The sequence below is a fragment of the Faecalicoccus sp. genome (assembly GCF_036552745.1).
Lineage (GTDB): Bacteria > Bacillota_I > Bacilli_A > Erysipelotrichales > Erysipelotrichaceae > Faecalicoccus.
This window is the reverse complement of the sequence record NZ_JAXKBY010000085.1, coordinates 1-7,108: the sequence shown is the minus strand read 5'-3', so window position 1 is coordinate 7,108 and position 7,108 is coordinate 1. Positions and strand designations below refer to the sequence as shown.

Sequence of the window (7,108 nt, the reverse complement as noted above, 5' to 3'; positions counted from 1 at the left end):
CTTTAGTCCGTTCGACTTGCATGTATTAGGCATGCCGCCAGCGTTCATCCTGAGCCAGGATCAAACTCTCCATTTGATTTAGCTCTTTCAGATGTCCTCTGACATCGTTTTCTCTTTTACCGAAATTGACGTTTCCTTTTTCTTTCAGGTTTGTTCTTGTTCAGTTTTCAAAGATCTCGCTCAGCGCTTTCCCGCGCCGTGCTCAGTTATATTACCAAATCCACTCCCTTCCGTCAACATCTTTTTTCACTTTTTTTATCTTTTTTTAGTCCTTTTTGTTCCTCTCACCTTTGTAATCGGTTTCATTGTCGGGTTGTCCATAAATTACGCATTTCTGTACCTATCTTATGCACAAATTTTCATAGAGTAGAGGGAAGAAATTAATCTTCGCCCCTCTCATTGCACCGTACGTACGGGTCTCGTATACGGCGCTACATTTATATGTTGATGTACGACTTATCTTAGATAGTATTCAAGGGGATTGACCAAACCGGGTCGGTCCCCGTTTCTGATACCAAGTACATAAGGTGTTATTAGATAATTTGCGGTTTTCATTCCCGCTTGTCTATATAGTCCTAATCGTGTATTCGCTGTGGCATAGATGTCCTCATCTGTTATATTCTTCGCTTTAACGAATACTTTCAGTTTCTGTAGGTTCTTATAAATACGTACTGGTTCCTTCCATTGCTTGAAAAGAATCACCCGTATTTTATGTCTGAGCCATTGCCCAAACTCGTCCATGAAACTTTTCATCCTTCCAATTCGGAAATAGTTTATCCATCCTCTTACAATTTGATTGATTCGTGTAAATGTTCTCGCATTGGTCCGTGCTATACACCTTTTCCGTATGAGCTCCTTACGGCACTTGTCGTATAGGTTTCTCTTACTCTTGTTGGATGGTCTGCACTCCCACTTGGAAGAACCTTTCCAATAGGTAAAACCTAAAAAGTTACTGTTCGTTGGTCTTACCACTTTTGTTTTCGTGACACTGACCTTCAGGAACAGTTTTCTCTCCAGCCAGGATGTGACGGACTTCATCACTCTGTTGGCTGCCATTTCACTTTTCACAAAGATATTACTGTCATCCGCATACCGTACAAAGTGCAATCCTCTCTGTTCCAATTCCTTATCAAATTTATCAAGATAAATGTTTGAAAGAATCGGACTCAGTGGTCCGCCCTGTGGCATTCCGATCGTGTTTGGCTTAACGAGTCCTTTTTCCATAATTCCTGCCTGCAGAAATTTACGGATAAGATGTAAGGTTGCCGAATCAAATACACGCTCTCTAAGAATTGAAATTAATTTATCATGATTCACCGTATCAAAGTAGGCTTCGATATCTAAATCAACAACCCATTCATACCCTTCATTTAAGTAATCAAGTGTACGTATAGTGGCATCCTGTGCACTTCTGTGCGGACGGAATCCAAAACTATTGTCACTAAACGTGTTATCGTAGATTTTTGATAATACTTGTGTGATAGCCTGTTGAATCACTCTGTCTACTACTGCAGGAATACCTAGCGGTCTTTTCTTGCCGTTTGATTTAGGTATATATACTCGTCTGACAGGTTGGGGCCTATATTTCTTCTCCATAATCTGTTTCTTTATGGTTTCCCTATGGATACGAAAATACTCATCCATTTCATCTACCGTCATCTGATCGACTCCGGCAACACCTTTATTACTCTTGACTCTTTTCATAGCCTCCTCAAGATTTTCATCCTGTAGAATCACTTCGATTAATTTCATGTCGCTGCTTCTCCTTCCATTTGTAGATACTTTCAGAACCATTCCATCGTCTCCCGCTTCCGTGAAGTTTACGACTCTCCACTTATGAAACGTTCCTCAAATTCGAACTGTCTGAGTATTGCGTATGGTGATTAGCACCATATAAACATTAGGCCCTTCAGTAGCGGTGTTTCTACCTACTATGACCTCAGCTGACTTCTTGTGATAAACCTTTTTCGACCGATGGTACCATCACTGTTTTTAAAGATATTGGATTTCATCTTCCACAAGATCTCCCGGGGTAATTCATGTCATCCTACTTCTTTCACAACGTCCGGATTTACTGTCTTGGTTTTAATACGTCTACCCTTTTGGACTTCGGTTTGTACGGCAACCTCATCCACCATTTAGCCTTGTATCCGGTTTCTGTTCGTACGCTCGAAAGAATCGCTACACCACTTCCTTCATCCTTGACATCACTGTCAACGACTTGTGGTTCACTACGCTTCGGCGGTAGATTCCATACGCGGCTGGTTTAACTCCAGCTGAATGCATGCCATGCCCGGCACACCGTAAAAAAAGTGATCTATTTTTTTGAACAGACCACTTTTTTTAAAATCTTTTCCTATTTTTCTAACTCTGCAATTTTTTGAATACGAATTTTATGTCTTTCCCCTTGTGAAAATGGTGTATTGATAAAAGTACGAACCACATCTTTACAAGTTTCAATTCCCATCGTTCTTTGGCCCATGGCAAGCATATTGGCATCGTTATGTTCTCTTGTCAATCGTGCCATTGTCACATCTGTACACAATGCACAGCGAATTCCTTTTATTTTATTGGCTGAAATACTGATACCGATTCCGGTTCCACACAATACTATGCCTCTTTCTGCCTGCCCAGATACAACTTTTTCAGCACAAGCTTTGGCATAATCGGGATAATCCACACTTTTCCCATCATTGGTTCCACAGTCAATAACAGTATGTCCCTCTTTTTCCAGCATTTCTTTGATTTCATTTTTATACTGGTAAGCACCATGATCATTTGCGATTGCGATAATCATCTCTTCATCTCCTTTTTCATAGAAATAAAATCTTCTTCTTTAATATATATACTACACTTTCCATCCAAACAAGTAAATGTTCCTGAGCCATCCTTGTCAAGCTGTATTTTATAATCACTTCGTGTAATATCCACAAACGAGCATAATCTATACTCAGGTAAAGAAAATTTTTTTCCAGAAGCCCAACCGTTTGTCATCACTACAATCACCGGATGTTCTCCTTTGGTACACCAGCCAATACAGTGCCAATCATCCAGTCGATCCTCCATCTCATCAACATCTAACAAATGACTACGGATCCAGACCATTTCTTCTAAAAATGGCACCTGGCCTTTTTGATCGTGCTCAATACCTTTATAATCCCCGTAAAATACACACGGACAAAACGTATCTCTTAATAAGATCAGCGCATAAGCATGAACTTTAAACCAATCCTGTACCCAGGACTGTAATGCCTGCCCCGGCTGTGTATCATGATTATCGACAAAAGCCACCGCGCTTTGCGGTGCAATCTTTGTCAATGTTCCTTCTAAAATTTTTGACATGTCATATCTGTCATACGAACTTGATGCATCAAACAGATGAAAATGCAATGGCACATCAAACAAAGCCATACAATAAGAGGTTTCACACAAATACTTTTTTAATTCTTCAAGATTTCCAGACCAATATTCACCAACCGCAAAAAGATCATCCTGATATTCTTGTCGCATAGTCGCAAGCCATTTAGGAAAGAAATCAAAATCTATACTCTTTACCGCATCCAATCGAAATCCATCGATTCCTGTTAGATTTTTATACCATCTTGTCCAGGCATACAGCTCATCTACAACCTTTTGATTTGAAAAATCGACATCATCACCCATGATATAGTCAAAATTCCCCTGTTCCTGCGATACATTTTCTGACCACTTTTTAGAATAGAACTCCAAAAGTTTGGTTTGCTTAGTCCTGGCATCATAGTCCGTTCCTGTAAAACAAGACCAATCCCAGATAAAATTGGAATATTTTCCTTTACGTCCCGGGAAGGTAAATTTCGTCCATACTTCAACGTTTTCTTCCGGGCTGATCGATTGATCTCGATCATTCCAATTGATTTCTTTTGCCTGAATCGTTTCCGTCTGATCCGCACCCATACGATGATTAAAGACGATATCGGCAATCACTTCCAGCTGATCTTCATGACAACTTTGGATGGCCTGTATATACGCATCTTTTGTCCCATATTTTGTGGCAATTGTACCTTTTTGATCAAATTCACCTAAATCATACAAGTCATAAACACCATAACCTACATCATGACTGCCACCCTGTCCTTTATAAGCAGGCGGAAGCCAAATACGATCAAAACCAATCTGATGCAAATGAGCGGCATCTTTCTGCACACGATCCCAGTGCTTTCCATCCGCCGGTAAATACCATTCAAAATATTGAATCATCGTTGAATTTTTCATAAAAACTCCTACGTTTTTTTAGAGAAGCGAGTGCGACAGTTTGGGCAGGTAATCTCAATACTTCCCTTTCCTTTTGGCACACGAATAATCTGTGCGCATTTTGGACATACAAAGTGCTTATAACTTCTATCCTGCATATTTTTCTGCACAGCCTTCAAAGTATGTGTTCCTTTGGAACGCAATTCGATAAATTTGGCATTTTCTGCCTGTCTGGCATAAATATTCTTAGACATCGTACGATAAAAATATAGGAAGAAGACCATAAAGAAAAGAATGGTCAACGCAAAATGACGTATAAATAACGTCAGGATCACCAATACGATTTCTAAAAAGAATAAAAATTGATTCAAGGCATCATTGCCATAACGTCCTGCGAAAAAACGATATAATTTTTCTCTCATGTTCATCACCTATTGGTAATGGTAACACACTTTCTTTTAAACACGAAGAAGATTCGATTCACTCCGCTTAATCTTTATCGAACCTTAATAATATAGTTTTCTTTACGAGGCGCTGTTTCCTTTTTCCCTTCCGGTTTGCCATATCCCAAAATGACATTGCCAATTCCTTCATAATCTTCAGAAAGTCCCCATTCTTTCATCAATTCTTTTCCCTTTGATGTTTTAAATACTTCTCTGGCGCGATAGATGTAACAAGAATCAACGCCCAGTGCATGGGCAGCATTTAGTAAATTACCGATGACCAGATTTCCATCGTCTCGATACGTATTAACACGCGTATCCGCAAATACCACTACAACAACACCGGCCCCATAAAACGGATCGATATCCGCATTCATGATCTGTGCATTTAACTGGGCAACCAAATCGCAAACTTGTTTATTTTCGATGCAGACCATCACCGCTGATTGTTTTCCCATACCGCTTGGTGCATAGCTTCCGGCTTCTAAGATCTGATCTAAAACATTTTCTTCGATTTTTTGATCCGTATAAGCACGGCCGCTTCTTCTTGATTTTAAATCTTGTATTGTTTCTTTCATAGATATGCCTCCTAATCTAGTATTTATTATACGCTCTTTATAATATTTTGGTTTTTCTAAAACAATCTCCCATAATCCCAATCGCTTTCTGAAAAATCTCACATACTTTCACACGACTTAAAAATAATTTCTCCAAAAGATTTTTCTATACTATAAGCGTGTTAAGAGAACACAGTAAAAAAACTCTTCATATATCTCTCTCCTAAAACAATAATAATGGCAAAAGCGGCACCTAAAATGCCGCTTTTGTTTGTATATCAAAAAAGTTTTCATTAACTTTTCTGAAAATTTTTATTCACTTTTTTCATTTTATGATATACTACATTCATTAGAGGAGGATATTATGTCAGACTTAACAAAACTATATGAAACCGTTAAACAACGCAATGCAGGCGACAGTGAATTTCTGCAGGCCGTCGAAGAAGTATTTGAATCTCTGGAAATCATTGAACAAGTACATCCGGAAAAATTAGATGATGATGTACTTGCCCGCATCGTTGAACCGGAACGTCAAATCGTATTCCGCGTACCTTGGGTCGATGACAATGGTGTTACTCAGGTCAATCGTGGATTCAGAATTGAATTTAATTCCGCTTTAGGTCCATACAAAGGAGGACTTCGTTTCCATCCGTCTGTAAATATCAGTATCATCAAATTCTTAGGATTTGAACAAATCTTTAAAAACTCATTAACAACACTGCCAATGGGTGGCGGTAAAGGTGGATCTGATTTTGATCCAAAGGGAAAAAGCGATGCCGAAGTTATGCGCTTCTGCCAGAGCTTTATGAGCGAATTATATCGCCACATCGGACCAAATACCGATGTTCCTGCCGGTGATATCGGTGTTGGAGGTCGTGAGATCGGTTATCTATTTGGACAATATAAACGTTTAAAAAATGAATTCAGCGGTGTACTCACCGGAAAAGGATTAACATTTGGTGGTTCTTTAATTCGTACAGAGGCTACCGGATACGGGCTTTGTTATTTCACGCAGGCTTTGTTGAAGGATAACGGAACAAGCTTTGAAGGAAAAACCGTTGCCCTTTCCGGAAGTGGAAACGTAGCCATCTATGCCTGTGAAAAGGCAACACAGTTAGGTGCTAAAGTTGTCACTATGTCTGATTCTAACGGATTCATCTATGATCCTGATGGAATTGATTTAGCTTGTGTCAAAGACATTAAGGAAGTTCGTCGTGGACGTATCAAAGAATATCTAGAAACACATCCAAACGCTGCTTATACTGCCAATGCTCGTCCTTGGAGTACTCCATGTGATATCGCATTGCCATGTGCTACACAAAACGAACTGGATTTAGAAGATGCCAAAGCGCTTGTAGCCAACAAAGTCTTTGCGGTATGTGAAGGTGCCAACATGCCAACTACACCGGAAGCCATTCACTATCTGATGCAGAATGGTGTATTCTATGCACCAGGTAAAGCCAGCAATGCCGGTGGTGTTGCCTGCTCCGGTCTGGAAATGAGCCAGAATGCGCAGCACTTATCCTGGACAGCGGAAGAAGTGGATAAACGTCTGGAAGCCATTATGGAAAATATCTTTGAAACATGCCGTGATACCGCAAAAGAATATGGACACGAAAAAGAATATGTTGTCGGTGCCAACATTGCCGGTTTCTTAAAAGTAGCCGAAGCTATGAAAGCACAGGGAACTGTCTAAAAAGAGAAGAACGATCTTCTCTTTTCTTATGCATTAAAAAAGCCGACGTTTGTGAGGCTGCTAAAAAAGTCTTCAAGAGATGAATAGAAAAGAATCTTTCGAAAAAGCAAAATATAAAGAGGTTAGAATAAGTGATCACAGTATGCTTATTTAACCTCTTTTTTCATCCCTTCCTGTGCTCG

Annotated in this window: 6 protein-coding genes and 1 rRNA gene; 1 reads left to right on the top strand and 6 read right to left on the bottom strand. The window is 39.6% G+C overall.

Annotated elements, in window-relative coordinates; genetic code table 11:
* The 6 genes from U0M88_RS04145 to U0M88_RS04120 all read right to left on the bottom strand — a co-directional run.
* Positions 1-76, bottom strand: a 16S ribosomal RNA gene (locus tag U0M88_RS04145); the annotation flags it as partial.
* A 380-nt stretch (positions 77-456) separates the two neighbouring features.
* Entirely contained in the window at positions 457-1,752 is a 1,296-nt protein-coding gene (gene ltrA, locus U0M88_RS04140; protein ID WP_331869000.1) for a group II intron reverse transcriptase/maturase, read from the bottom strand.
* A gap of 604 nt (positions 1,753-2,356) precedes the next feature.
* The gene (rpiB, locus tag U0M88_RS04135; protein WP_022790697.1) at positions 2,357-2,797 is read right to left on the bottom strand and encodes a ribose 5-phosphate isomerase B; all 441 of its coding nucleotides are present in this window, start codon (positions 2,795-2,797) and stop codon (positions 2,357-2,359) included.
* On the bottom strand, positions 2,794-4,251 hold the full coding sequence (locus U0M88_RS04130; RefSeq protein ID WP_331868999.1) for an alpha-amylase: 1,458 nt from the start codon (positions 4,249-4,251) through the stop codon (positions 2,794-2,796). The genes rpiB and U0M88_RS04130 overlap by 4 nt, the downstream gene beginning before the upstream one ends.
* Positions 4,252-4,259: 8 nt before the next feature.
* The gene (locus U0M88_RS04125; protein WP_331868998.1) at positions 4,260-4,652 is read right to left on the bottom strand and encodes a hypothetical protein; all 393 of its coding nucleotides are present in this window, start codon (positions 4,650-4,652) and stop codon (positions 4,260-4,262) included.
* A gap of 74 nt (positions 4,653-4,726) precedes the next feature.
* Complete coding sequence (locus U0M88_RS04120) at positions 4,727-5,251, bottom strand: nitroreductase family protein (protein ID WP_331868997.1); 525 nt, start codon at positions 5,249-5,251, stop codon at positions 4,727-4,729.
* 343 nt (positions 5,252-5,594) lie between these two features.
* Between U0M88_RS04120 and gdhA the strand changes: the two genes are divergently transcribed.
* Complete coding sequence (gdhA, locus tag U0M88_RS04115) at positions 5,595-6,926, top strand: NADP-specific glutamate dehydrogenase (RefSeq protein ID WP_331868996.1); 1,332 nt, start codon at positions 5,595-5,597, stop codon at positions 6,924-6,926.
* The last annotated feature ends 182 nt before the right edge of the window (positions 6,927-7,108 follow it).